At 59.6% G+C, this 23560-nt stretch carries 18 protein-coding genes and 2 pseudogenes; 9 read left to right on the top strand and 11 right to left on the bottom strand.

Going from position 1 to position 23560, the window contains the following annotated elements; translation table 11 throughout:
• Nucleotides 1–204: pseudogene (locus tag XI09_RS07835) on the bottom strand (IS630 family transposase); the annotation flags it as partial.
• On the opposite strand from XI09_RS07835, the gene XI09_RS07830 reads away from it, so the two are divergent.
• On the top strand, nucleotides 191–541 hold the full coding sequence (locus XI09_RS07830; protein ID WP_271566359.1) for a hypothetical protein: 351 nt from the start codon (nucleotides 191–193) through the stop codon (nucleotides 539–541). The pseudogene XI09_RS07835 and the gene XI09_RS07830 sit on opposite strands and share 14 nt — an antisense overlap.
• Here the strand turns inward: XI09_RS07830 and XI09_RS07825 are convergent.
• The 4 genes and pseudogenes from XI09_RS07825 to XI09_RS07815 all read right to left on the bottom strand — a co-directional run.
• Nucleotides 451–801 (bottom strand): annotated as a pseudogene (locus XI09_RS07825) (helix-turn-helix domain-containing protein); the annotation flags it as partial. The gene XI09_RS07830 and the pseudogene XI09_RS07825 sit on opposite strands and share 91 nt — an antisense overlap.
• 207 nt (nucleotides 802–1008) lie before the next feature.
• The gene (locus tag XI09_RS46025) at nucleotides 1009–1170 is read right to left on the bottom strand and encodes a DUF6527 family protein (RefSeq protein ID WP_442869546.1); all 162 of its coding nucleotides are present in this window, start codon (nucleotides 1168–1170) and stop codon (nucleotides 1009–1011) included.
• Entirely contained in the window at nucleotides 1101–1349 is a 249-nt protein-coding gene (locus XI09_RS07820; protein WP_271566358.1) for a hypothetical protein, read from the bottom strand. Before XI09_RS07820 ends, XI09_RS46025 begins: the two co-directional genes overlap by 70 nt.
• 682 nt (nucleotides 1350–2031) lie before the next feature.
• Complete coding sequence (locus XI09_RS07815) at nucleotides 2032–2244, bottom strand: response regulator transcription factor (protein ID WP_057030437.1); 213 nt, start codon at nucleotides 2242–2244, stop codon at nucleotides 2032–2034.
• A gap of 590 nt (nucleotides 2245–2834) precedes the next feature.
• On the opposite strand from XI09_RS07815, the gene aepX reads away from it, so the two are divergent.
• The 8 genes from aepX (at nucleotide 2835) to XI09_RS07775 (ending at nucleotide 13500) form a co-directional block, all read left to right on the top strand.
• Nucleotides 2835–3707 carry a phosphoenolpyruvate mutase gene (gene aepX, locus XI09_RS07810; RefSeq protein WP_271566362.1) on the top strand — a complete coding sequence of 291 codons (873 nt, stop codon included), beginning with the start codon at nucleotides 2835–2837 and terminating at the stop codon, nucleotides 3705–3707.
• A gap of 360 nt (nucleotides 3708–4067) precedes the next feature.
• Nucleotides 4068–4895 (top strand): phosphocholine cytidylyltransferase family protein, encoded by an 828-nt coding sequence (locus XI09_RS07805; RefSeq protein ID WP_271566357.1) that lies wholly within the window; start codon nucleotides 4068–4070, stop codon nucleotides 4893–4895.
• A gap of 535 nt (nucleotides 4896–5430) precedes the next feature.
• Nucleotides 5431–8583 carry a DUF2169 family type VI secretion system accessory protein gene (locus XI09_RS07800; RefSeq protein ID WP_271566356.1) on the top strand — a complete coding sequence of 1051 codons (3153 nt, stop codon included), beginning with the start codon at nucleotides 5431–5433 and terminating at the stop codon, nucleotides 8581–8583.
• Nucleotides 8573–9649 (top strand): pentapeptide repeat-containing protein, encoded by a 1077-nt coding sequence (locus XI09_RS07795; RefSeq protein ID WP_097669398.1) that lies wholly within the window; start codon nucleotides 8573–8575, stop codon nucleotides 9647–9649. The genes XI09_RS07800 and XI09_RS07795 overlap by 11 nt, the downstream gene beginning before the upstream one ends.
• Before the next feature lie 3 nt (nucleotides 9650–9652).
• A complete protein-coding gene (locus XI09_RS07790; RefSeq protein WP_097669399.1) occupies nucleotides 9653–10060 on the top strand; it encodes a DUF4150 domain-containing protein in 408 nt (135 codons plus the stop codon).
• Nucleotides 10061–10095: 35 nt separating this feature from the next.
• Nucleotides 10096–11052 carry a hypothetical protein gene (locus tag XI09_RS07785; protein WP_271566355.1) on the top strand — a complete coding sequence of 319 codons (957 nt, stop codon included), beginning with the start codon at nucleotides 10096–10098 and terminating at the stop codon, nucleotides 11050–11052.
• Nucleotides 11053–11068: 16 nt separating this feature from the next.
• Nucleotides 11069–11722, top strand: coding sequence for a DUF3540 domain-containing protein (locus XI09_RS07780; protein WP_097669401.1), 654 nt, complete (start codon nucleotides 11069–11071; stop codon nucleotides 11720–11722).
• Nucleotides 11723–11727: 5 nt separating this feature from the next.
• The gene (locus XI09_RS07775; protein ID WP_271566354.1) at nucleotides 11728–13500 is read left to right on the top strand and encodes a tetratricopeptide repeat protein; all 1773 of its coding nucleotides are present in this window, start codon (nucleotides 11728–11730) and stop codon (nucleotides 13498–13500) included.
• 857 nt (nucleotides 13501–14357) lie between these two features.
• On the opposite strand, the gene XI09_RS07770 is transcribed toward XI09_RS07775, so the two are convergent.
• The 6 genes from XI09_RS07770 to tssM all read right to left on the bottom strand — a co-directional run bounded on the left by XI09_RS07770 (nucleotide 14358) and on the right by tssM (nucleotide 23546).
• The gene (locus XI09_RS07770) at nucleotides 14358–14525 is read right to left on the bottom strand and encodes a hypothetical protein (protein WP_271566353.1); all 168 of its coding nucleotides are present in this window, start codon (nucleotides 14523–14525) and stop codon (nucleotides 14358–14360) included.
• A 306-nt stretch (nucleotides 14526–14831) separates the two neighbouring features.
• Nucleotides 14832–15503 (bottom strand): Hcp family type VI secretion system effector, encoded by a 672-nt coding sequence (locus XI09_RS07765; protein WP_179880025.1) that lies wholly within the window; start codon nucleotides 15501–15503, stop codon nucleotides 14832–14834.
• A gap of 34 nt (nucleotides 15504–15537) precedes the next feature.
• Nucleotides 15538–15855 (bottom strand): hypothetical protein, encoded by a 318-nt coding sequence (locus tag XI09_RS07760; protein WP_179880026.1) that lies wholly within the window; start codon nucleotides 15853–15855, stop codon nucleotides 15538–15540.
• Between the two features lie 64 nt (nucleotides 15856–15919).
• Nucleotides 15920–17401, bottom strand: a complete 1482-nt coding sequence (locus XI09_RS07755) for a type VI secretion system Vgr family protein (protein WP_271566352.1) — start codon at nucleotides 17399–17401, stop codon at nucleotides 15920–15922.
• Nucleotides 17402–18940: 1539 nt separating this feature from the next.
• Entirely contained in the window at nucleotides 18941–19804 is an 864-nt protein-coding gene (locus tag XI09_RS07750) for a serine/threonine-protein kinase (protein ID WP_271566361.1), read from the bottom strand.
• Nucleotides 19805–19988: 184 nt separating this feature from the next.
• Nucleotides 19989–23546: a type VI secretion system membrane subunit TssM gene (gene tssM / locus XI09_RS07745; RefSeq protein ID WP_271566351.1), complete on the bottom strand. Its 3558-nt coding sequence runs from the start codon at nucleotides 23544–23546 to the stop codon at nucleotides 19989–19991.
• Nucleotides 23547–23560 lie beyond the last annotated feature (14 nt).

The following is a 23560-nucleotide window of genomic DNA, read 5'->3' as shown; positions in this document are numbered from 1 at the left end:
GGCGCGGCCATTGGGCAGCTTCAGATAACCCTGCGCTCGCTCCAAGGCCTGGATCGAGGGCTTCTCGTCCACGCATAGCACAACGGCCTTCGCAGGTGGGGCGACGTAAAGGCCAACAACATCGGCACCTTTGGCCGTAAAGTTCGGGTCGTTGCTCTCACACCAGGACTTGCGAGCCGCGAGGTCAATCTTGTGGCTGCGCAGGAACCGCGGGGGGGGGGGGGGGGGGGGGGGGGGGGGGGGGGGGGGGGGGGGGGGGGGGGGGGGGGGGGGGGGGGGGGGGGGGGGGGGGGGGGGGGGGGGGGGGGGGGGGGGGGGGGGGGGGGGGGGGGGGGGGGGGGGGGGGGGGGGGGGGGGGGGGGGGGGGGGGGGGGGGGGGGGGGGGGGGGGGGGGGGGGGGGGGGGGGGGGGGGGGGGGGGGGGGGGGGGGGGGGGGGGGGGGGGGGGGTTGGCCAGCAGAGGGCCGGTCCAGCGCGCAAACCCTTGCGGGGGCGGCTTATCCAGCAGCTTCAGAATCCGCTTGTCGGTCGTCTTCGTATAGAGCGGCTGCTTGCCAGGCCGCGGCTTGTCTTGCAGCCCTTCAAGGCCTTGGTCGGCATAGCGATGCCGCCAAAGGCTGACAATCCGCGGTTGGACCCCAACTTCCTTGGCAATCGACCGGGTGCTACGCCCGTCCGCCGCCAAAAGAACTATCCGCGCCCGCTTCAAATCGCGCTGCAACGTCACCGGTGAGCGACAACACGCCTCGAGCACCTTGCGATCTTTCTTCGAAAGGCGGACTTCTCTTGCTTCGGGTATCATCCCGACACCTTGAATCACGACTCACGTTCTAAGAAAAGTGGGTACTAGCCTACGCCAGAGCGAACCAATCCTTCTGTGTACCAGATCCACAAATAGCCAATTTGCGTCGCACGAGCATCTGTCCTGCCCTTCAGACTTCCCATGCAATCTCGTCGATTTCAGCAGCGATCTCCTCGGCGCTACGCAGTTCGCGCCTTCGCAGCGACTTCAGAACGCGCCGCCCGAGCGCGACGAGGTCGAAGTTCGGCTCGACTTACCTTCTTCAAAGCGGTCACACCACAGGAGCTGGCCGCGCCAGATTATAAAATGACTACCGCATCCTCCGTCTCGCCAAAACGACGGATAGAGCGTTGGCTTGTTGGTCCGCATATCCAGTCTCCAAGACTTCCTACAAATGGATCGAGATTCACAACGAGCGTTTCACCGCATCCGTCCGGACAGCGCATCAACGAGCGCAGCGCGCCTCGCTGGATGACCACCACATCGCCCGGAGCGGCAAGCATCTTTTCTCCCTCATCGCGGTATTCCGCAAAGCCGAGCAGGTTCACCCTCCTCGCCACATGTCTTCCTCACCGCCAGCTCGCCCGCCAATTGGGCCGCAACGGCGTATCCTTTTGTACGGCTAAAGCGGTCGGCAGCAGGACCGTCATCCCATTGACAGCACCTGAGGAGTCGAACGCCGACCGCAGCCTGATATTCAGTGGAACACGATTGTACTGCGATTCCCATCCGCCTCAGCTGTCGGACCACGCTGGACATCCAGCAGAACTTGCTGGTCGGATCACAGGGCCCGGGGGGATGCAAGAACGATGTCGGAGCGCACAGACGATCAATCTCAGCCGCCCAAATGGCATCTTTATGCCCAAGGCTTGCACTCCGGTGGCATTTGAAAGGCAAGCCAGGTCTCCAACGAACGCCATCTCATCCGCAGCGATGCGTTCCATCGTTCCATTGATGTCACCGACCAATTCTCGCAATTGATCACAACGTTGACACTGGGCTCCGACCGGCCGTCAAGCTTTCAAGAGCGTTATGCGTCGATGATCTCACCTTGCCTAGTGGTTCGCGGCGCCCGCATTGAGGATCGGCGACCAAATAAAAGCACGACAGCGCCTGTATTATGGCTATACAGCTGCGGTCGCGTAATTCGCTTCGCATTCCGCCGGAGCACCCCATAGTCGCCCCTTATATTTCGCTAGATCTGCATCAGCGGCAACGGAATGGCGGCCGTTACTCAATAAGACGCAGACGCCGCGCCTTGACGACGCATTGGATACGGGTGGTCGTTTCCAGCTTTCGCATTGCATTTTTGACATGAAAGTTGACGGTGTTCTCGCTCACTTTCAGGATGACTCCGATGGCCCAGGATGACTTCCCCTCCTCGACCCATCGTAAGCACTGTCTTTCGCGCGCCGACAAAACAATCTCTTGCACATCCGCCATGAGTTTCTCCTGGAGCAGAGAGGACGTGGAATGAGATCAGCAAACGCCATACCAATCAGTGCATCGCAAACTCTCGCGGCAGGACAAGATCTTGGGAGATTTCCGGTTCACTTCAGCGGAGACTGCCACCCAAGTGCAGGCCTATCGACGGGATTGCGACATATGTCGAAAAAGCAACAGCAGTGGCTACGGCAACCGTAGCAGTCGATATTTTCTCAACATCTGTGTGAGCTGGATATCACCTTTTCGCCAAGCGTCCTCCCGCAAGGAGTGAATGCTCTGTGAAGGGGCCGTAACACCCGGCTTGCGAGCCGAGATCCTTCATTTGCACCAAAGCTTTCCTTTCAAGCGGGTCGGCTCGGATCCACCCATCACAACAGCCCGGCGTTCGGCGTCCATCCTAAGGCGATCATGCAAGCTTTTACGTCCCAATCACCTACCAACGCTGGTCATTGATCGGCATCACAGCAAAAAGGTATGAGCAGTGCGGTTTGCGCCAATCGAAGGCCGGCCTCCAGGACTTCTGTATGAAACCACAATCCGCTCGGCCCAACTCAGGTCATCAATGCACTCGGCCGTCGCCTGTCGAAATGCTTCGTGCCCAGGTCTGCTCGAATGGCGAGCTCTCGTTTCTGATGGAGGCGCATGACGGCCTATCCGCCACAATCGCCCAGTGCTCAGGATTCAAGGGGCTCTGGGCGTCCGGTCTGTCGATTGCCTGTTCTCTAGGTTACCGCGACGCGAACGAAGCATCGTGGAGCCAGCTTGTCGACGCCGTTGAGCGGATCGTTGATTCGAGCCAACTTCCTGTCCTGGTTGACGGCGACGGAGGCTTCGGGAATTTCAACAATGCTCGCCTGCTGGCGCGCAAGCTCCTCCAGCGCGGCGCTGCCGGCGTCGCACTGGAGGACAGCTGTTTTCCGAAGATGAACTCGTTTGTTGGGGATCGGCACCCCCTCGCCGATATTGACGAATTCTCGGGCCGCCTCCGGGCAGTGAAGGATACGGTCGCAGACGACTTGGTTCTGGTGGCAAGGATCGAGGCGTTGATCGCTGGGTATGAGATGGACGAAGCACTTTTGCGCGCTCACGCCTACGCCGACGCGGGAGCCGACGCGATCCTCATTCATTCGCGAAGGAGCACTGCGGACGAAATCCTTTCGTTCGCGCGCGCTTGGCAGAACAGATTGCCCGTCGTGATCGTTCCGACGAAATACTACCGAACGCCGATCTCTGTATACCGTAAAGCCCGCATCGCCACGATGATCTGGGCCAACCACTCCATGCGAGCGGCAATAGCGGCAATGCGGCAAGTCTGCCGTCGCATCATCGCTGAGGAAAGCACCGCGAGCGTTGAGCCGAATATCGCTACTCTCGACGAAGTCTTCGAACTTTTGAAGTACGACGAACTCGCCCGTGCGGAAGCGTTATATCTGCGGCCCGAGGCTGAATTGCGCAAATAGGGTTTCGTCGACACAGGAGCATATTCGTTGCCGAAGACTCACCGTCCTGGACTTCCTGCTAGCTGGCCAGGTGCGACTTCAATCTCAAATGGCTTTCGTTGCACCGAGATGTCCTTAGATGGCGTAGCACGCCTCACTCGGCCGAAATTCGCATTTTTCCATCTGGGCAGCAGCTCGAGGTACCGGATCCATGGCCTCCCTCCTCTTTGGAAAAGGACCGACGAGGACCATTTGTCTGCCTTCACCCTTGGAGTTGATTTTCAAGGCTCCGGCAGGCTTGATTTCGCTTCAGCAAGCATACGTTGCGGCCGAAGACACTCGTCGGTGTTTCACCTTAGCGGAGCGACGAAAAGGAACTAAATGGTGACCGATGCTCCCAAGAACGCCGTCATTCTCGCCGCTGGCTGCGGCTCTCGCCTGCGTCCTCTGACAGATCTGAGGCCGAAGCCGCTCATCGAGGTCAATGGCACTTCGATTCTTCACAACGCTCTGCGCAACCTGGAAATTGTCGGCGTGGAAGGGGTGACGATCGTCGTGGGTTACCGCAAAGACGCCATTCAGTATGCCTGCGGCAGCCGCTTTGGCGCGCTCAGAATCAAATATGTCGAGTCGACTGTTTTTGACCGCACCGGAAGCGCCTATTCTTTGTGGCTGGCGCGCGACGCTCTTCTCTCCGGAGACTGCTTTCTTCTCGAGGGCGACGTCTTTTTCGAAGAGGATGTGTTGCGCTACTTGATAAGTTGCCCGGGGACCGACGTGGCTGCAGTCGTCCCCTTCGACGTTTCAATGGAAGGGTCAGCCGTTCTGTTGTCGCAGAACGGCCTCATCTCAGGCTTTCGATTGAAGCAAACCGCGTCAAATCTTGTTGCGGATGGCCCAAAGCTATTCAAGACGATGAACCTACTACGTCTTTCGGCGCCGACACTCAAGGCAACGATCGTTCCGGCGCTGGACGATATCATCGCCGCCGGAGCTAGGCAGACCTACACCGAAGAACTTTTCGGTTATCTGATACAAAAACGAGGTCTACAGCTCGCAGCGGCGCGATGCGATGGCCTCAGATGGTACGAAATTGATAGTGCTGAGGATCTGCAAATTGCGGAGCGCATTTTCAGGGACCGAATGAACGTCTACGCGCCCAGACGCACTAATGAACGTCAACGTGTCGAGACGCAATTTGCAGACTAGGTGAGAGTCCAATGCTAAAATACCTTTGGGATCCAGCGAACGCCACAACAATCACAGGCCTTCTCTTTTCCTCCACCAGCCTATTCCTTGTTCTCTCCGAGCTCCTCGAGCTATCTGTGGTCGACCACCTCGACGGGTTTGTGGCAGGTCGTACGAAGGGTCGCGATCCAGATGTCGCAGAGATGGGAGCGAGCCTCGACGGGTTTGCGGATATCGTCTATGGAGCCGTTCTGCCTGCGGTAATTGTGGTACGTCAGGCCAAGCATCACATCTCGCCCTTGCGACCGCAACCACGCTACTGGTGGCTGTGCAATAAGGCTTAGCTACTTTGCGAACTTTGGCAGGTCAATCACATCGCGGTTTTGGACGCGTGGTCGGCGACCACCAGCGCGGATCGGCTATGTACAGCAGTGTGGCTGATCTTCATGCCCACCTAATCTGGTATTGACACAAGAGCGCGTCCGCGCAGGCGGACCGCAAGTCCGCCACGCCCGAGTAATACGACTAAGACGCGAAAACTGCCTCAACGGGTCAGATGCCCATCCTCATAAAGCCACGCACACTGAGTCTGCTGTCCAAGTGCGAGCGTCGTCCTCCCGGGGCAAGCCTCATCATTTCCGCCTTCGCGATGTTCGACCTCGCCCACCCGGGCGCGGACCGTCTGGAAGGCGAGCAAGACCTTTGGGTCATGGCCGCAAAAGAGCTTCCGTCCGGGACCCCTCTCGACATAGGAATGCCTAAGCCGGAAGCGGAAGTGCTCGTCGGTGGACATGCCGCGGCGCCTCAGGGGCGGCCGACAGAGCGCTTGATGTTGGGCTGGACGATCGGACCGATGCAGAAGCACCTTTTGGTGACGGGCGATCGCTATTGGCAGATGACAGCCGCCGGCTGGCGACCGACAGCCGTTCAACCTTTCCGGCAAATGCCGCTAACGCGGCAACGCGCGTTCGGCGGCCCCGGCTACGCAGCGAACCCAGTCGGCGCCGGCCACGAGGCTCTTCGCCGCAGCATGGCTGGCGAGCTGGTGGCCCTACCCAATGTGGAGAGTCCTGAGCATGCGATTCAGTTCATCGACGCAAGCGCACCGCCCGCAAGTTTCGGACCAATGGCGCTGGATGACAGAAAGCGCCTGCAATACGCGGGAACCTATGACGCTGCGTGGCAGCAATCGTTCGCCCCCGCTTTGGCGAGCGACGCCGATCCGCGGCTTTTCATGTTTGCGCCGCTGGACCAGCGCATGGCAGGCTTTATCTCTGGCGGAGAACCCTACGCGCTACAGAACTTCTCCGCGGAACATCCATTGATCGAAGGCTGCCTGCCGGCCTTACGCGTGCGCTGCTTTATCGGCTGGCGTGATCTGTCGCGTGGGGTCACAGAACTGCCGACGCGAATCGATACGCTGTGGCTATTTGCCGGCGCCCGCCGCGGCGTTATGATCTATCGTACCGCGATCGCCGTGCAGGAATTAGATGGCAGCGACGTCGGCGACATTATGGTCGCCTACGAGCGACAGAGCGAGCTCGCGCGTCCATTGGATCATTACCTTAACGTCCGGCAGCTGCGACTCGACCGAGCGACGGCCGCACGCTATGCCTTTTCCGAACATCAACTCGCCCCAGAACTTTCGGCCGATGAACGCGAACACCGCGCAGCGCGGCGGCGCGAATTGGCCGACGAGCGCGCAGGGCGGCAGCTCGCCTCCATGCGCTGGACGATCGATCAAGAACTTGCGCGCATTGACCTTCCGCCTTTGCAGCGTCCCACGATCGAGATACCGCCGATTGAACCGTCGACCATTCCGGAACTGTTGCCGGAGGAGCTCGAGAGTGGCGAGATCGATTTGGCCGAGATACTCGATGCTTTAGAGACAGTACAGGCCAAGGCTGAGTCCGAGGTCGAAAGGCTCTCTGCTCAATATGGGCCCTTGCGCGCAGCCTATGAGAAGATTGCCAGCAGAAACGCAGAATCAAGCGATATCGACGCCGTGCTTGCCGCGATCGACAGCATGGACGCCGCGCAATCGATCGACGCAATGTTTGAGCAAGCTCCGCCATTCTCTGAGCTGTTGCCGGATGCTGGTTCGCCTCTCCTGGGCCATTTCGAAGACAAGCTCGCGCAGGCGAAAAACTGGCGGGCCGAACTCCTTGGCAAGGCAACGCAACCGCTGGACGAGCAAATGCAATTCGAACTTGCACATGCTCGTTTTTTTGACCTGCCGGCTGGACGACCGCTGGAGCCGATACGTAACGCCATATCGGACGACGCCTTTTCACTTCCGGACATTCCGATGCCTGTACTGCCGGAAGCAGCGCAGTGCGTCGCGCCAGAGGCGCCGAGCCTGACCATTGACGAGATACTGGCGCAGATCGACAGCCCCGTCACACCGCCTGACGTCACAGAACGCGCGCGCACGGTCCTCGCCGAAGCTGAGGCGACGCTCAGAAGGACCCTCCCCTCGCTTACCACCGACGACTGCCCGCCGTTCGAAGCCTTGAGCGCCCCCCATCATCCTGTAATCGCAGGTGGGCCCGAAGCGGTGATGGCCACGGCCAAAAAGGAATCTCAGGACGCATTCACGGTCCTGCAGACCGAGATCGACAAAGCGGAAGGCCAGTTGGCAGCCGGCATAGCCGCGGCGAGGCTCGCATCACCCAAGCCGCTCAGGCCTGAAACGATGCTGGCGCCCGCTGTCGCGCGCGCATTGGGGGATGTGGTGGAAGAGGAATTCCGGCGCGGCGGCACGGTTGCCGGTCACGATCTGGCCGGCGCCGACCTCTCCGGGCGGCCATTCGCGAACGCGGACTTCTCCGGCGCCTTTCTTGAACGCGCGAAGCTGAACGGGACCAATTTCGCTGGCGCTAAACTAAGGAAAGCCGCACTGTCCGGCGCGGAGCTCGTCAACGCGGATCTAAGCGCGACCGACCTCACCGAAGCCAACTTTGGTGCAGCCGACTGCCGCGGAACGCGCTTCGCCGGCAGCCTGCTTGTGCGCAACAATCTTCTCGGCGCGCGCATGGCGGGCGCATCCTTCGACCAGGCGCGTCTCATCGAGCTGCAGATTTTGCAGGTGCCGATGATCGGGGCAACCTTCCGCTCTGCACAGCTGCATCAATGCTGCTTTATCCAAGCCACCCTCGATAATAGTGTTTGGGAGAACGCCAGCCTCCAGCGGGGGCAGTTCATGGATCTATCGCTGTCCGGTGCGGACTTTGCCGGCGCGCGACTGGAACAAACCTCCTTTCTTAGGGTCGCAGCGCCGCAACTCGACTTCAGCAGCTCGCAATTCGACCAAGTCAGCTTCATCGGCGACATTGATCTGCGCGACGCCCGCTTCGGCCGCAGCAGCGCCGAGGCGCTCTCCTTTCAGGCTGCCGATCTCCGGGGCGCCGATTTCTCCATGGCTCGGCTCAACGGCGTCTATTTCGGCAAGTCGGATCTTTCGCACGCGACCTTTCGAATGACATCGCTGAAAGGTGCGGTAATCACTGGCAACGATCTGCGCGGGACCGATTTTTATGCCGCCAATCTGCTGGAGGCCCATCTCAATCACACCGACCTGAACGGCGCCAGTCTGCGCCATGCAAATCTCTATGGTGCTGACCTGATGGATGCTTCCTTGGTCGCCGCCGATTTGAGTAACGCCAACATTGACCGCACCGTCCTGATGGTCACGCGCCATGTCAATTGATCTGCTACTGCAGTCGATCGCCCATAGTTTCCCGGTACGTGAAGCCAACCTCGATGGCGGGAAGTTATCTGGACTGAGCCTAAACGATGGCGTTGTGCTGAGCTCTTCCTTTCGCAACAGCAGCTTCGCGCGCGGCTCCTTGAGTGGCATGATGTTTCAGGACTGCGACTTCAGCGGCGCTTCCTTCGCAGACGCTTGCCTTGAAAAATGCACCTTCGTCAGTTGCCGCGCTGACGCCTCCGACTCGCGACGAGCACGCTTCGCCCAGTCGACTTTCACGTCATCGGATTTCGGCCATAGCGACTTCAGCGAGGCGCGCTTCACCCAAACGACAGCGATGCGCTGCATCTTGACCAACACCATCCTGCGCGGCGCCACCATATCTCAAAGCGCCATTATGGATTGCGAGCTTTCCAATATCGTGTTCGACGGCGCCACGCTTACGAATGCCGCCATTACACAGGCCGATCTGCGCAGTGCGCGGTTCGCGGGAATGCGTTGCGACACGATCCTTTTCTCCGAATGCGATCTGTCGGACCGGGACCTCAGGGGCCTGATGCTTGCCCGAGCGAACCTGAGCGGTGCCAAGCTGGATCGCACAAACCTGTCCGGCGTCGATCTCTCTAGCTCGATTCTGGCGGGCGCGAGTCTCATCGGCGCCGACCTCTCGAGCGCGGTCGCACCGAACACACTATTTGTCGGGGCTGACCTGAGATCGGCAACACTGCGCAATGCCAATTTGAGTCAATGCGTCTTCGCAGACGCGCGCCTCGACGGCTGCGATCTCTCGGGCACAACAATGGGGATGGCCGTTTTCACGCGTGCATCTGCCAAGTCCGCCTCGTTTGCCGGGGCCGACATGTCCTATGCACTAATGCACCATGCCAAGGTCAATGGCAGCGACTTTTCCGGCTCGCGCTTTCTGCGCACTGACTTTCATTGCGCGTCGACCGAAGGCAGCCTGTTCGTGGCACAGGATGGTCGCGCCTTGCAAACCGTGCCTGAACGCGCTGTCGCCGAACTCTATGATGCAAGCCGCGTCATCCCCTTCAACGGAGCGAGCTAGACGATGCCCTTCATCAATGCAAATGGCCCAATGCCGGCGGCGGATCACGGCTTTCCCGACGTTTGCAACACGCCAACCGGTCCGGCCCTCGTGCCCGTTCCCTACCCAAACACCACCATGAACATGACGGCCATTCCCACACAGTCTCGCTGTTTTATCATGTGTATGCCTGCACACAACATGACGACCGAGCGCGCGATATCGATGGGTGACAACGCGGGTGTTGCCCTCGGCGTCGTGTCTGGCCTTGTCATGGGTCCCGGCCGCGCCAAGGCCGGATCGGACAATTTATCGATCGGCGGGTCACCGGCAACCAAGATGGGGATGCCGACCAAGCAGAACGGTGCCAGCCCGAATGTGCTCGGAGTTTCGATATCGCCCTCGCAAACCCGCTTGATGGCGCTGCGCTAAGATGCCGATAGACTGATACGATTGAGGAGCCCACTGTGCCAGATGCCTACACGCGACTAGTCGTTCCAGAAACACTGGTCTCTCCGCTGACGAAGTCAACCTATTTGCGCCTCGGCTCTTATTCGAGCGAAGAGGCAAACATTGTCACCGGACTCACCGCGGTCATTAACGAAGACCCTGCTGTCACCAGTAAGCGTGAAACCGACAATGCCGGCATACTTGCCTTCACCAATAAGGACTTCCAGGCAAATGTCGAAGGTGTTGCGCTGATGAAAATCGGTCGCGGTCAGACGACGGAAGTGACGAACGGCAACTCCCAACATATGGTCCCGAAAGGCACTTGTGATATCTCCGCCGAAAATGGCCTATCACTCACTGCTGGCGCTAACGGGACGTTCGCCGATATCACCCTGACGGCTTCGAACCGCTTCAAGATAATCAATAAAGGCTCCAAGTCGGAAACCAACGGCGGCGACTCGGAAAGGCAGACGATGGGTAACACCACCGAGTTCTTCCAAGGGACTAAATACACCTGCATGAGAGGCGCAGCCACCACGCTGACTATGGCCCGTAACCTGTGCATGCACTTCGGAGAATCCTTGACGTTCAGGGTGTCCCGCGAATGTTCAGTCAATTTCAGTGATATGCACTCTGTAACGATCGGCAACAAGCTCGATATCGTCAAAGGAAACGGCATCAAGCAAGTGAACGGCAATTCGGCGAAGTCTGTCTTAGGACGCAACTACAAATCGGCTGATAGTGACACCAAGATTCTCAGGAGAAGCGATTTCAAGCTCGCGCCCGTTGACGACTTGAAGTCGGTCGGCCGCGACAGCACGCTCTGCAAGACCAGCGTGTCCGTATCACAAGAAGAATTGAGAAGCGGAAAGGTGAACACCGAAAGGCACGAGCTTGTGAGCCGAGTAGCGGACATCATGTCCAGCACCGGCAATGAGGAAGTCATACAAAAGAAGTCAGTAATCTTCGTATAGCTGGCCGGAGGGAAAGATGACTATGACGTTCCGTGCCGCAAACGAAATCTTGGCGATGACCGAGCGCTTGCTTGGACCTGGACATCACACCGCCCGTGTTGTGTCAGTCAGCGACGATGGCGCGACGGTGGTGGTCGAAGTCGCCGGCGCTCGTCACACGGCGACGGTGGCCGTTGGCTGCCTGGTCCGGCCTATTCCACAGGACGCGGTGCTGCTCTTCAGCGAGGCGGAGCAAACCTTCGTCGTGACCGTGCTCGAGCGAACGGGCTCCAGTTGGGGCATGATCGGCCTACCGGGGGATCGCAACATGTCGATCGAGGGCGAGACTATCACTATCGCCGCGCGCCGGCGCATTTCCTTGCGTGCCGATAGCATCGATCTGCAGGCTAAGCTGTTGGCCGTGCTCGCGGACAAAAGCACCTGGATCGGCAAGCTCTACACTTTGATCGCGGACCATTTCCGCTGCTTGGCGCGCATCCAGGAAGCGAGCGCCGATTCGCTTACGGTAAAGGCAGTCGAGCGCATCGCGGTTATCGAACGCATCGACTCGTTGCAGGCCCAAACCCAAGCCGTTAGGGTCACCGGCATCGCCTCCGAGATGGCTCACAGCAAAGTCATCGCGGTGAGCGAAGATCTCCGCCTCGACGGCAAACGCGTGACGGTTGCATAGCGCGCATGCTGACCACTGGCATGCCGGCTCCGACCCGGCAAGACCGGCTTAGAACGGCGCAGGAATTTATTGCGAGCGGCCGTCTCGAGGAAGCGGAGGCGCTGCTGGAGGAGGTGGTCGCCACAAACGATCCCGATACGCTCAATGCAAAGGCTACACTGGCGCTTGCGCGACATCGCACTGAATTAGCGTTCGAGCAGCTGGCGGAGGCTGCAAGCGGTTATCCCGATCACGCGGGCCTTGCTACTAACCTCGGTATCGCCCATGAAATGCTCGGCCGCCTTGATGAGGCGGTTACTTGCCTCAAGCGCGCAGCGGGGCTCGCCCCGCGCAACCAGGAGATCAAGCTCGCGCTGGCTCACGCCCTGGAAAGTCGCGGCGATGTTGCGGAAGCCCGCGCGATTACAGAGGCGGTTGTCCAAGACGAGCCAGGCAACCCGCGCGCCCTCCTTCAACTCGGCACCATTGATCTCGCCTTACGCCATTACTCGTCGGCCGAGACCGCCCTGCTTCGTGCCCTGGAGGTTGCCCCGAACGATCCCGATACGCTGCGCAATTTGTCGGTGCTCTTGCTTGATCGCGGCGACTTCGACGAAGCGCTCAACGTTGCGGAACGCGCGCATCTGCGCGCGCCGCTCGACATAGCCGGGCTCTCGCATCTGGCTTATTGCCGAGCGGCGAAGGGGCTTTGGGCGGAAGCGGAGACCACCTGCCGGAGGTTGCTCGCCTATGCGCCGATGCACCTTGGCGCCCGCGAAATCCTGGCCCGCGTCATGATTGCCGCCGGCGAGGAGGATCGGGCAATTGCGGAGCTCACACAGTTCGTTCGCGCGCGCAAAACGCTCCCCTCCGCGGCGCTTGCTTTGGCAAGTATTCTGCAATTCGTCGGCCGCTTTGATGAAGCTCTCAAGCTTGCCAGCCACCTCGCGCGCACGCGACCTAACGACGAATCGGCGAAGTCTCTGGAGGCCACCCTTGAATTGACGCTTGGCCGCTTCCCGACGCCCAAGCCCGTCGACTTGGCGCAGGTTAGGCGCATAGTCGTGCCGCCGACGACGGACGCCCTCGAATTCATAGTGCTCGTTCGTCATTTGCGTCGGCTGTCCAGCCAGCAAAATGTGCACGTCGTCGCAGAGCCACGTTACCAGGCTCTTCTTACCGGCCTGGCCGAGCAGATCATTCCTGACGAGCCGAGGCCTCAGCTCTCAGCCACGCCCCTGCAAGCGTTATTGGGCATTCTGCCGACCAACGCCGGGAACGTTGCCGATGGCATTCCCTATCTGCGATCCGAGGCCAAGCTCTTCGCCGGATGGCGGGATGCCCTGGCCACGTTCGCAAGGCCTTTGGTGGGAATCGTATGGGAGGGCGGCGCTCTCGGGCTATCGATGGAGCAGATCGCAGCTGCGGTTCCTCGCTCCGTTACGCCCGTCAGTTTGATGACCGACGTGCAACGGCATGACATGAAGCGATGGAACCGTCCGATAGATGCTGGTGCGCATATCGAGTGCCCTGCGGAATTGATCGCGGCAGTCGCCAATCTCGATGCAGTGGTCGGGCCCGACAGCTTCGCCATCCATGTCGCCGGGGCGCTCGGCGTCCCCGGCGTGGTCTTCGTGCCGCGCGGTTATCCTTGGTATTGGGCCCAGGCCGGCGGAAAGCCATTGTGGTACCCCTCATTCGAAGTCGTCGTGCAGGAACGGCACGGTGACTGGGCTGGAGTGATCGATGAAGGACGGCGACGACTGGAGGCATTGCTGCGCGCACCAATGATTGATTGAGCGGCGCGCACCCACGAGCAGTTCCGGAAGGTTTTGGTTTGCGTGTTATACCGCGGCGGCTCAGTGGACCGGATCACGAAGACCTTCATGAGGTGCGCGTCGGAGGCCATATTTTGTGCGCTGGTATGTTGCTGCCCGCACCGAGCCACGCCGTAGACGACATCGACCACTATTGCCTGCAATTTCCAGATGCGCGCGGCATCTTGGTCTTCTCGGGCGATCCATCCGAAGCCGGCGCACAGGCCGTGGCTGCTCGTCCCGAGTTGGAGACATGGTTCGGAGCCGACGTGCTAGCACGCCTCGCCAGGCACCCGAGGTCGCAAGGTCGTTTGAAGCCGCGGTTGCAGCTCCCGAAAACCTTGTCGAGGCCGCGAAACTATCGAGTGCCATTACTCCGCCTTGCCGTTGAACGAAGGATTTTTGACCTCGAACGAACGTTTTTGTCGCTGTCATAAGCGGCGCGTTCGTGCGTGGCGATTCTCGACCTTCATGCAAATAGGTTACGACCCATTTTATCCTCAGCCTTCTCTGTGAAGGTGAGCCGAGGCCGTATCGCTCCGATATCGTATGGGGCGTGCCCCATCCGCAGCCCGCAACACGGCGCCCCTCAACCGAACCTTATCTCTTTCTTCAAATGGCCATCGTTGAAGGTTTCGACGAGCGCTCGCGATGTAGTCTCGATCTGCCGGCCTTGGCGCGTGTTGGCTCCACGCGACGATGTTCATGGCAGGCCAAATTGATCGTCTCCGGCGGCGGCGGACAGAACGTTCCAGCGCGTGTCACGTTCGGGTGCGTTTTGGGTCTAGCCTGCACGTCTGGATGGATCGAACTCGACCCAGGGCAGCAGTTTTTTCGTTTTACGGATGAGCGTGGAATCCTTCGGCCGGCTGGCTGTGTTTGACGAAATCAAGCAAGTAACCGAGGCGCTGGATGACCGAGCGCTCAAAGGCGGGCGCCCATTTTTCCACCCGTGCTTTCATCTTGGCAGCGAGATCAGAAAGCCCGGTTGCTACGTCCGCTCTCATCCAGCAACCCTTCAGAACCTGTCAGCTATGCGGTCGCATCGATCGCCACCGGAGGCCCAGCTGACGGAGCTTGACCGCCAATCTGTCGAGAGACGCCTGTTTGAAGAGCGTTGACTTTTCGAGGTTCCAGCGGCCGCTCAGCACGCCCGGCATGGCCGCCGCCAGTCCTGCGACGCCAGCGTCAATGTGCGCCGATATACCCCGACAATGTCTGGGACCAAGTCAGCGTCCTCAGCTTGTCTTTCCAAGATCAAAGGTGACGGGTTGGAATCGCAGAACGGCGGTATCATAAAGGCCGTGGCCGCTTCACCATTTATCCTCGCCGCTGGTGCTGCCGGGAACGTGCTCCCACTTTACTTCCTTGTAGGTGAACGACCAGTCTTCCATGTTCTGATAGAAGCTGTTCTGAGGGTTAATCGTCAGCGGCACATAGGCTTTGCCTTCAATTAAGGTCGCATTCTTCCATGTGATTTTGAAGAAGTTCTGCGGCTGCGGCATGCCTCCGGGATCGGTGCGGTAGAACTCGCAGAGTACCTCTTCGAGCACTTCGTTGGTGGCCAGCGCCTGCCACAGCAGTGGCGAGGCGCGATCGAAGAACTTGGTGAAGAGCACTGGCTTGTGGTTGCGAGCGCCGGTGGCGATACCGCTCGTCACGTCGCACGGAACGGCAATACCGCTGGTGAATGCGACGACCGTGATCTTCGCTTGCTTACCAGAGTCGCCCTTGGCGACTTGCCCGATGCTGTCCGGCTTGGAGGCATCTTTGGAGATGTCGCCCTGCTTCTTCCCCTTGATCGTCATATAGGATTCAAGTGACATTTTCGTTTCTCGGTCCTTGTGATACGCTGGCGCAACCAGCACGATCTGTATCGCAACATTCGTGCCAAAAGCCGTATGCATCCGCTGCCTGCTAGTGCCGGCCTTCCGGATCTGACGGTCAACGACAGTGCGTAGATTTCCGCGCACCGACAGAATCAAGCGATGATTTCGCCCCCCGTCGGGTAGTGATCTGTCACGGCACAGCAGGGCCGACTGGCACCAACCGACACTCGACATTGAGAAAGGCACGCGTGGCAACGTCGAGCACCGCTTGGGCCGTCACACTGTAACCCATGCAGTTATCAACAACGGCGTTGCCCTGCAGCGTGTAGACGAGCACCGTGCAAGACCCTCGCTGTCCTTGCTCCAGGTATTGCGAGGATAATTTGAGGCGCAATTCTCGTCCGTCACGAAGCCGTTGCGAACGAACGCCATCCGCCGACGGCGGCGGTATGTTGATCGACGCTGCCGGCAGGATGCTCGCCCGCGCCGTGTTAGCAACCGCTTCCAACAGCGGGTCGATCTCGTGAGTTGCGGGCCTCCAGACAGTCATGAGGCGTTATAGGGTGAGATAGTCACGCAGGCCCGTCGTAAATCTCGAACAAGGCCCCAGACTGCGCTTTGATACGATTGAACAAGTGCGCCTGCGAGGTCACTCCCCCCTTCATCGCAGGATTGTGAACCCCTCCGACTATCACCGGACGGTCAATGTCGTCGTTGAAGTAGGCGACCGCAACTTCCGTTCCTGGAACTAATGGACAATGCATGCCGGTCTGATTCGGACCTACATAAGGCTCGAGCTTGCGCACGTAGTGGCTACCACGGCCCTTCGCCTGGTCGTCGACGAACGCAAACTGCAGCTTATAGCGCCCCTGGTCGTCGATCTCGGCCCGCCCGTTCCACGCTTCTCCGTCGACCGTGGCCGTATGGAGGCCGAGGCCCGAAGGCACAGGCGTCATAGCGACCGGACGGTAAGGCACGTCCGACCGGATGCAGTGGACCATGTTTTGGTAGGCTCGCCCGTGCTGGCCAAACGCTTGGAACCCGGTCGACGCGGGGCGATAGGCCGAGTGATCCGCGGCGACGACGAGATATTCACCGTCAAAACGGGGATGACCCTGCAACTTATAAATGACGCCAGCGCGTACCTGTGGCGCGTCACTGTGCGCGATGTACATTGTCTGGCCGGCGCAGACTTGCTCGGCACGGATTCGGGCCAGCGTGTTCGCTTCTGCTTCGCTAGTAAAATGGCCGCCGAATCGCGAGGCCCTGCCCAGAAAGCCGCTACCTTGTCCAACAGGTTGATCGGCGGACACGACGGAAGCCACGGTTTCGTCGTAATCTCGGAAGGCAATGGTCCCTGTGGAGAGAACCCGGCGCTGCCGGAATGACAGAACGGCGCTTTCGTGAACACCCCGAGGCAGATGGCGGTCGCGCTGGTGCGCGTAAAGAATCACCGAGTTGGCGCCGAACTCGACCTTGGGAAAGGCCAGATTCTTGTCGCCAAAGACGACGATCTCACCGCCATCTTCCTGCTTGAAGAAATAGAAAATTCCGTTCCGTTCGCAAAGGCGCGAAATGAAGGTCAAATCACTTTCATTGTACTGCACGACGTAATTTTTCTTGGGGTAGCGATCAAGATTGTATTCGGTGGGGATGCTGATGCACGCCTTGCTCAGCTGCTCCTTGACGATGTCATCGACGCCCATCGGTTGACCAGGGCCATAAATGCGGCTTGCGACGGAGAGGTCTGCGACGGCAAAGCGCGGGCGCAGAACGAACTGGAGCACCCGTAGTTCAGTTACCGTCGGGTCCAGTTCCTCGACCTGGGCACAGAGGCCCGAGGCAATCCATCGCCCGCATCTGGTTTTGACAGTCAGCTTGGCGCATTCACCAATCAAATAGCTGGTATCGACATCGCTCGACGTGGTCGCGTAAATCACATAACTGAACGGCATGGAAATGCACTCTGTGCCCTCGAACCCTTGCACGTCGAGCTCAATATCGGGCTTGCTGTGAATGTCCAGGCTAATACTGAGATTGGAGTCGTCGGCCATCGCTACACCAAGTCACAGTTTGGCAGTGCGAACACGTTTGCCACCAGTGTGGCGGAGAGAGAGGTCGACCGCGAGCCGTGCGATACCGAAGCATTCAATGCTCAAATGATATCTCATTCCCTTACTCGTTTTACGACAGCGGCATGGGCCTTCCGCAGAAACGGTAAAGCCTGTACGGGCGACCGAGGCGCTGGACGCACGCACCGATAGTCTCGACGCGGTCGCCCGATTGAGGGTAAGCCTTGAAGCGAGCACGAGACATTGTGCTGGCGAAACAGTGGGTGGCGGCGCCGATGCGAGATTTCCAGTGCCACGTTGCATCGTGATCTGCTAACGGCGCCGGGATGCCGCGTCCCAACGGTGCGTCATAACGTTGATGTAGGGGCCATTGGTGCTCGCGTCGAGGATCGTGAAGCCGACACAGAACAATGCGATCAGCGCGTGGCGGATTGTTTCTGTCTGGAAGTTGCGACTGGCAACTAGATCCGCGTCTCAAGTAGCCGCCTGTTGGCAGCGAACGCCTGTCTTGCATTGCAGCCCAGGTGTCCATCGTTCTCTCCGAGGACACCGAGCATGAGGTGCATCCTTCAGCCTTGCTCGCCAGCACGGGTCGAAAAGGAAGATCTCTTCGTGCGCTCTCAGGTACGGTGGACGATGTGTTGGGATTCTCTCTCAAAACGAGGCTCGCAGCTTCAAGGGAAGGACTTCCAATGCACCCAGCCAACCAGGGTCGCTGCATCCCAATAGCAATGGTCGTGCCAATGGCGTCCTCCTCATCTAAGCCATTAAATTAGGTTTTGAAAACGTTCAGGTTGGGCAAACGACGGCAGGTGTTCTGAACATGACACCGCCTGTCGGCTGCCAGATGCGGACAAGCTTTCACCCCGGTGAGCCCTCGGCATTCATCTGCGATCGACGCATTCTTGAATCCGATTACCGCCGCCACTTCGGCCACCGCTGAATTTACGCCGTTTAACGGGTTTCGATGGAGGTGGGCCATCGTCGTTACCACCGGATTGCAAGGGCGGCAGCAGCAGTGGCAACAGCGGTGGCTCCAACCAGGGGCCCGGCCCCTATCAGGGCGCGGCGCTATGAGGTGGATAGGAGAAACAGTACCCGCGGTAAGCGATTCAGCGATACGTTACGAGCGACCTGATTTGCACGATATCGAAGAGAGAGTCCGCATTGGCCCGCCACGGCAACGGAGTGGCCGGCCCCGAGCTGATCGGCGTCCTGGAAGAGTTCGGGCTTCTGCCGACCCAGGAGATCCCGATGCCATACTTACATACGCCGTGAACCCTACAGGCCGAAGGGGGACCGGAAATTAGATTTGAGAGATCTGCAAGGCATTGTGAACGACTTCTTTGAGAGGGACCCGAGCTGCGGTGAAAACAATGATGAGTGGAGTGGAGAAGTCTCGCTCGTGAGTGGTTCGACGAACACTCAAAGAGAGAGATCCTGTCTGCTGTCCATGAGCGCGCATTCGACCTTAGTCTGCTGTCTATCGAGAAATGTCGCTTTAGGTGCGCCTACTCGTTTCTACGACGGCAGTGCGCGCTGGCCGAACAGCCGGTAGAACCAAGGTGGGCGGCCGAGACGCTGGACGAACTCGCCGACGGTCTCGATACGGTCGCGGCGGTTGAGGGCAAGGCCTGAAGCGAGCACCCGCCATTGCGCTGGTGAAATGGTCAGCGGCGGTGCTGGTGTGAGCCTCGCCTTGAGTGCCTCATTGGCTGGCTGCTGCGCATATGGGTGCGCGCCGGTCAGGGCCAAATAGGCTACCACAGCGAGCGAATAGACATCGTCGCTTTCCGCTCGAGGCTCACCCATCAGCATCTCTGGCGAAGCATAAGCCGGTGTCAGGAGGCCGATCTGATCAAGCATGGCCGTGGCTCCGTCGTGTTGCGGCGAAACGTCGAGCATGAAAGCTGTCCCAAAATCCAGTATTTTGATTTCGCCCGTCGAGGTTATGAAGATGTTGCTTGGCTTGAGGTCGCCGTGGACGATACCTAGACAATGCATGTGGGCGAGCCCCTGCCCGGCCGCGCGAACGATCTGAAAGGATACAGAGGGTGACAGCGGCAGTCGCTGACGATTGGCCAGGATCTGCGCCAGGGAACGGCCCTTTAAGAGCTCCATGACCAGGTAGTGGTACTTGCCGTCGTAATCGGAATCGTAGACCTGCACCAAATTTCGGTGCAGGAAGTTGCGTGCAAGGCGCGCCTCACGATGCAGCAGCTGGACTAATTTCTGACGCATCTTCGAATGTGGTTGGATGACCTTCACCGCTACTTCAGGATTTTGCTCACGCGCCCATAGGCCGATCCGATCGATCGCACGATAGACGGTACTGGTGCCACCCTCGCTAATCACCTCTACCAGGTCGAAACGACCGCCGAGCACGCATCCCAAGGGTACCGGACTCACAGTGCAGCCCCATCCACGCGGTCGACAATCGTATTGGTATCGTCGGTTGTCTCCTGCACGAGACGGCAATACGGGACTGGGGCGATCAGAGCGTCGACCAGCTCGGCCACCGACGCATTCTTCCCGACAGAACTAGAAAGAGGTCTCACGGCGCACGCTATCATAGGTTATTCGGGCATCGGAACGAACGAAGGACACTCAAGCTGAACGGATTGCTTACGCTTTCCGCGCGCAGCTCGTAGGTCACCTTGGGCCGGTCAGGTCTGCCGATCGTGATGGTGAACCGATCGGAGGCGCCGCGCGAGGACAGCCGCGAGGCATCCACGAGTCGGAACAGCGCCCAAGGGCCCGATCTCTCAATCTTCTCCTCGGTTCCATCCACGGCGGCGAGTGTGACGGAGGCCGTGCTTGCATCGGATCGAGTCGGCCATTCGAGCTCGTAGGCACGTGGCGCCTCATGACGATAGACGATTTCCTTGCCATCCATGACGAACGTCGCGTGCAGCAGTTTGGAGGCGAGATAGACAGGCTTGACGCTGAACTTCATCGCGGGCGCGGAGCCTGCGCCGCTGAAAAACGCCTTCCTCATCTCCCTCGCGCGCTGAAATTGGGCTAGAGCATCGGCCAGGATCGGCGCCGTCGCCCCATCGATGGTCGCGAGCGCAAGCCCGTTCCGTCCTTCGACCACCAGCGGCGACAGGTATTTTCGAAAAAAGTCATCGAGAACGCCGCCGGGTCGGAAGAAATCGCTGAAATCCTTCAGTGTTATATCCTCCGTCGCCGTCGCATATACCGGATAGCGCTGGAAGATCACAGCCTCGCAGACCGGGACCACTTCGCGCTTCCAAACAGCATTTACGTAGTCGTGCGCCTGGTCGAGCAAGATGCTCCATGTCGAGAACGTGATGTCGTTCATGGTGGTGCGGACCAGGTCCGGCCGCAGCGCCGAATCGGCGCGCAAGGCGCCGAAAGCATCGTTGCTTGGGTCTTTGACATGCCGCTGGACGAGCTGAAATGCGGCTCGGCCGGGATCCGGCGCTGTCGCGATGTTGACCATTGTCGCATAGAGGCCGCCGAAAAGATCGCGAATGTGATCCATGCTGGCCGGCTGTCCCGAGGATCCGGCTGTGGCCAGTTGAGACAGAGGTCGGAATGCTTCGGTGATCCGCGTTCCTGGCCAAGGCGTATCGCCGAATGCCGCCGAGAACGCGGTGGCCGCGGTACCGCCGGTCTCGCCTGAGGTCTGCTGCCCGGGGGGTGGCAGGTAAGTGTTGTCACGGACCAGGGAAATGATCTGCAGCAGCGTGCTTTGCGAGCCGGCAAGTCCGCGCAGGACCGCTGAGCCGCGCTCCATGTCGCCGAACTTGACGACGCGAATGCTGCTTAGGACGTTTGTCCAAATGCGGATATAATCAGTAACATACCGGTCAATGACCTTGAGCACGACCTGCTGTGCGTCGGTTGGGTCAAACGGGCTACCGGCAAGGACCCAGTCGTCGCTTTGCTCTTCTCGGACGATGAGCGGCAGGCGGTGCAGCAGGAAATCGAGGAACCCGTCGCGCGTGAAGATGCCAGGGATTATCGCACGATTGCTCAAATAGGCAGGCTCCTGCCGGACAGTGGCGGGACCGACAATCTGCGAAGCACGCATCTCAAGCTCGCCGGAACCCAGCAGACTGACCAGATCGATCGCGCGGAGCCGCGTCTCCTGCGCTGCTTCGCGCAACAGACGGGCATAGACCTGATCGACGAGAGGACGCTCCGTCAGGCGCGAACCAACCTCAACGACGAATCTCTGGTCATTCGTGATCGGCTTCGGCAACAACTCAATCAAGCGTGAAAAATGCTCCCTCAGTTCGCCCGCTGATGTCGTATCGAGCGCGAACGCGAGTGCCACTTCAGTGCGCGCAGCCTGCTCGACTTTGCCGCGGTCGAAATGCCTTGGATTGCTCAGCATCAAATATGTGCGGAACACGTCCTTGGCCTGGTCCGGGAAAGTGTCGTCGCCCGTACGCAATAATGCTTCGATGCGGACTGCAAGCCTGCCGGCGAAAATCGGCAGCAGACGGTCGACCAGAATGTGATCATAGGCCGCTTGCGCAGCCGGCGCGAGCGACGGGGAGCCAAGGCCTTCAAGCCAAGCATACCAACTACCCTCGCCGGCAGCCTGAGGCAGCCGGCGCGCGGCATTCAGGATCGGCAAGAGGTTCTTCAGGTCCAGGGGGGCGCGGATTTCCTGGAGGTGGGCCTGCATCGTCTGCGCGGCCATTCGGGTTTCCGCAATGCGCACTTCGCTTCGGGTGAAGGCACCGTAGCACTGGGTCAATGCAGCCACCGCCAGCGTAACGGCCGCGATATAGCCGCAGCCGTGCACCAGCGCGAGCTTACGCTCGATTCTGGCATTGCGGCCGACCAGTCCCTGCTCAGCGAAGATCACGTCGGTTAGCAACCGCTTGATGAAGAACGTCTTCACCGATCCGATTGACGACAAGCGCTGCGCGGAGTGCAGACCGAAATTCCACCTGATTGCGCCGCTCACCCCGTCGATTGGCGTCCCTTCCTGCGTACCGCTGGTAAAGTAGACGCCGCGCAGCATCGGCGGCACTTCGAATCGGCTCGTCCGGAACACCTCGCTGACGAAGCCGGTGATTGCTGTCCGGATGCTCCAGAATTCTTTAGGAAATGCATACATGATTGCGCGGCGGCTAAGATTGCGTTCCTCCTGCATGCGAAAGGCCAATTCGGTCTCGAGCCGCTCAGCAAGCTCCTGGATCTCAAGCGTTACGACGTCACTAATGTGATCGCCCGGCCCCTCGAGGGCAAAGGTTTTCCCCCACACCTGTGCCCGGCCTTCATGGTCGAGATCGTCAAAGTATTCGGTGAAGCCAGGTACCAGATCGCATTTCGTTACCAGAACATAGACTGGAATGCGCATGCTAAACTTCTTCAGTAGCTCCTGTATCCGCGAACGAACTGAACCGACGAGCCGCCGCCGCCGGTCTTCCTCGCACAGCAAGAGATCGGTCAGGCTGATGGCGACCAAGACGCCATTGATCGGCCGCTGGCGCCGATGCGTCGCGAGAAGATCGAGAAAGCCGTTCCAAGCCGCGCGATCGACCTCGGCATCCTTATCCTGCGTCGTATAACGGCTTGCCGTGTCGATAAGGACTGCTTCGTCGGTGAACCACCAGTCGCAGTTTCTCGTGCCGCCGACGCCCGCGACCGGGTCGACGCCGAGCCGTTCGGCCAGCGGAAATTCGAGGCCCGAATTGCGCAGGATCGTTGTCTTGCCGGCGCCCGGCGGACCAATGATGATGTACCAGGGCAGCTCGAACAGATAGCTTGGTCCGCGCTTTCCGGCGAACACCGTATCGCGCAGGACCTTCAGCGCGTCCTCGAAGCGGCTGCGGATCAGTTCGATCTCCTCAAGGCGGCGATCGTTGGAGGCCACCATGAGGCCTTCGCTCTCCATCAGTGACTTGATGACGCGGCGATTGGCGCGGCGCGCCAGCCAGTATCGGACAAAGATCACGACAACCACCGCCCCGAAGAAACCGGCGATTGTGGCGGCGCGAGCGGTGACCGAATAGAACGGATATCGACCGAACAGCTCGAGATAAGGCCCCCCGAACCAGACGAGCATGCCGAGCGCCAGCAAGCCGATCAGCGTGATGAAGCCTCGAGCCGAGAAGACTGCCGCGAATTGGGCGCCGAACATCTGCACCTCCTCCT

The organism is Bradyrhizobium sp. CCBAU 11386 (assembly GCF_028128955.1).
Lineage (GTDB): Bacteria > Pseudomonadota > Alphaproteobacteria > Rhizobiales > Xanthobacteraceae > Bradyrhizobium.
The sequence above is the reverse complement of the archived record's forward strand: the minus strand, read 5'-3'. Positions and strand labels throughout refer to the sequence as shown.